Below are 3,404 nucleotides of genomic sequence, written 5' to 3'. Positions count from 1 at the left end.
CGCCGCGCCGGCGCGCCGCCGTCGGCTCAAGTGCAGATAGACCAGATTACGGATGGAGTGGCCACCTTCTCAGTAGATGCTACTCCAGTCAACATGATAAGAATCTGGAACGATCCGGTCACGGTTCGAGCCACTGCGACTCTCCCATCAGGTGCTTCCATTAGCAGGGCGGCGTTTGTTCTCGGTCGTCAATGCCAGAACATCCCATCGAGTTACCCAGCCACAGTTTCAGGTTCATCGTTCTCAGCACAGGTTTCTACACCTTTATGTTTATCTGCCTTCGGAGAATTTTCTCTTGAGGCCAGGGTGACCTACAGTATCAGCGGACAATCGGTTGTCGCATCCGATACGATCCAGCTCAAGGTCGTAGCCTTACGAGTGATGATTGATCCTGGTCATGGGGGACGTGATCCGGGTAACATCGGTCCGACGACGGGCCCAGATGGTAGGCCTGTGACTCCTCTGAAAAAGTGGCACAGGCGTTCCCGCCTGTGTTTTCATCGTTTCTGGGCGTCGTGCCGGACGACATGAACAACTCCTCAGAAAATAGCCCACGAACCACACGAATGTGACGAAAGAATTGTCTTTTCATCGTTCATGGCGTGCCTCACACATGAGCAATCCCTCGGAAAACATCCAAGCTCAGCTTGCGCCGGAGGCGCAAACAGCAGGTAGCCAGACGTGCAACGTCTGGAGCAGCAGACCAAACAATCGTGGCGCGTTGGAGACGCGCTGAGATGTGCGCGTGCGTGGCCAGCAATTGAACAGCGTAAACGAGTTTCGATGAGAACGAGGTGCGCGCCTCTTCAAGGCGCGAGGGATTTGAGATGACGCCCAGCCAGACGTTTCACGTCTGGCTACCCTCTGGTGGCTTCTCACGACGCCGCGTCCCCAAGATCGCTCCTTGGGACATCGCCCACGAAACACACGAACTTCACGAAAGAATTGTCTTTTCATCGTTCGTGGCGTGCGCGGAGCTCGTGGGCGATTCCTTTGAAAATAACCATTTTCATCCTTCGTGGCGAGCACGGAGCTCATGGGCGCTTCCCTTGCTAGAAAAGGACCTCACGTTGGATATAGGATTAAGAATCAGAGACCTGCTAGCCGACGATGATTATACGTTGGTGTTCATGAGGAGACACACGGATGAATTCATCGAGATTAATCGCCGCTCAAGCTTATCCAACCTACAATAGGTTGACTATTCTTTAGCCGGAGATCACAAGGTGGCGACTGATGTCGCCAACCAGTGGAGACCTCGTTTTAGGGATCAAAACGATCCGAGATACTGAAATGCACCGTTGATGGTAAATAACCAGTCGAAAGGAGCGAAAGAAGATGAAGCTAGCCATAATGACATTGAGTTTGGCAATCTGGGCGGCGTTGAGTTTTGGACAAGAGGGTTCTGTCAACTTCAAAGGCCTGCAGAAAGTGAGGTACATTGCGAAAGAGGGAGTGGAGTTTCGCCGACCTGTGATTTCTCCCGATGGTCGGTGGATTGCGTTTAGCTCAAATGCTCCCGCGTATGCGTTATGGATTGCGCGTTCAAACGATTTAAGGCCGAGATTACTGGTGGAACGAGAAGGTCTGGGCGAGATAAGGCGGTCTGTATGGTCACCTGACAGCCAACAGATCGCGTATGTGGACGAGCGCACTGTCAAGTTGATTGATGTGGTCACCAGGAAGGTTGTATCGAAGTCGCTTGTGTCACCGTTTATGAGTGATCCGGTGTTCGACGCAGAGGGGAATCTGTTGGTCGTTGGCAATACCGATTTGATTGGAAATAAGGTGGCACTTGAGGGGGACCTGGAGTTGGTCAAGGCGCTGACACCGAATGATGGCCCCTACCTGGTTGCCATAGGAAGGGGCGGAAAGGTTTTCAGCGATCAGGAGGGGGAGAGACGATTTGATGGACCTGATGTGATTGTGCCGTACATCTTGTCGTTGGGCGATAGACTTGAAGCGTACCTCAGGATTGGAAGCCAGGATAGGAAAATAACACCCGCTACCGTTGGTGATTTTCCGGCAAAATGTTTTGAAGTCCTACTATCTCCGAATCGGGAGAAGGTGGTTATTTATTGCATTCAAACGAAGAGTCGCCTGTCGGTCTATGAAATCTCTACAGGGAAATATTATTATGATCTCGGACGTAACATCGATCCGAGGTGTTGGTCGCCTGATAGTGAATGGGTGCTTTGTGCAGCAGAAATCGGTGACGGGCATGCTGTGGACTGGAACGATCTCTATGTCGTGCATTACACGGGGAGTAAGAGGCTGAAGATTGCCAGAGCCAAAGGCACGGTATACGGGGCCTCGTGGGGAAAGAACGGATTGATTGCTTATGATGAGGAAGGAAAGATTGTGATTGGCAAGCTGGTTTTGAAATGAATGATCTCGATGGACGCTATAGCAGTGGACCGATTCCGTCGAGATTTTCTATGGGAGGGGTGGGTGAGGAGGTGGGCCATCTGAGTCACAGGGGATAAATCTCTTTGCCGTTGGTATGAGCCTGTCGGTGAGCAAAATATCAGCGAATGCGGGAAAGCGAGCGGTAGGGGTTTGTAACTTTTTGTGCTGGTTCCACAGGCTCAAGGGAGCAATCGAAAGGTAGACAAAACGATGCTCATCGGGATTCAGAGCGGTTCATGCTCAACCGAGTAGCTGCAACTGTTGCGGGAGGGAGCGCGAGTAACTTCAGGATAGCATTTTTCGCCTTTTGGCTCAGTAGGGTGGATGGGACTGTGGCGGCAGGGAGCGCGAGTTGCAATGTGAGGCGCGGATTGGTGATCGGCCGTGCGTGCTGCCGCCAATGGAAACTCAAGCGGTCCGCGCAATGAGGCGTCCGCTCCAGGTCCACCGCGCCGGCGCGCCGCCGGTGGATGTCAGCATCCAACCTTTCACGGCGGTTTGTACAAACGCGTTGAGCTTAGTACAAGTCACGGTCACAAACCTGCCGCAGAATGACGCAGTGGTGATGCGATTCGGCAGGATGTCAGGAACGGGTGAAGCCAAGTTCTATGAACAGGGCAGTGGTCAGTTGCTCTCGGAGGTGCGCATCACGGGGAGCGCGACGCTCACGATCAAAGGAATCGCCGCCAGCAGCACGACAGATAACATGAACCTGAATGCCTTGTTGGCCAGCACGCTCAATGAACCGTTTCCCAGAGTTCTGGATGCCGAAGCATTCACGGTTTTGGATTTCACCTTCGAGCAAGAGGGCAGTGCCGTCATCGAAGCTGTCAATAACTATTCGGAGAATACGACGTTGAAAATCACGGTGGCGCCCAGTAGTTTTGTGCAAGGGTGGAAGGTGCGATTCATGGAGAACGGAACGGGCATTTATGATGGTCGAAACGGAGCTACAGACTTGACGGCCAAGCCGGTTGTCTCCCTGTCCAACGGAA

The 3,404-nt window shown here is 52.8% G+C and carries 2 protein-coding genes; both read left to right on the top strand.

Translation table 11 applies throughout. The annotated features are described in order from the left end of the window. Positions 1-1,338: 1,338 nt before the first annotated feature. Positions 1,339-2,388, top strand: coding sequence for a hypothetical protein (locus NZ823_17870; GenBank protein MCS6806993.1), 1,050 nt, complete (start codon positions 1,339-1,341; stop codon positions 2,386-2,388). Between the two features lie 445 nt (positions 2,389-2,833). Beyond that, on the top strand, positions 2,834-3,404 hold a 571-nt coding region (locus tag NZ823_17865), incomplete at its 3' end, for a hypothetical protein (protein ID MCS6806992.1).

It is taken from the genome of Blastocatellia bacterium (assembly GCA_025054955.1).
In the GTDB taxonomy this organism is placed as follows: Bacteria; Acidobacteriota; Blastocatellia; order HR10; family J050; genus JANWZE01.
This window is presented reverse-complemented; position numbering and strand designations above follow the sequence as displayed.

Coding starts and splice junctions, on each gene's coding strand:
- NZ823_17870 (MCS6806993.1), top strand. CDS start 1,339: ATGAAGCTAGCCATAATGACATTGAGTTTGGCAATCTGGGCGGCGTTG.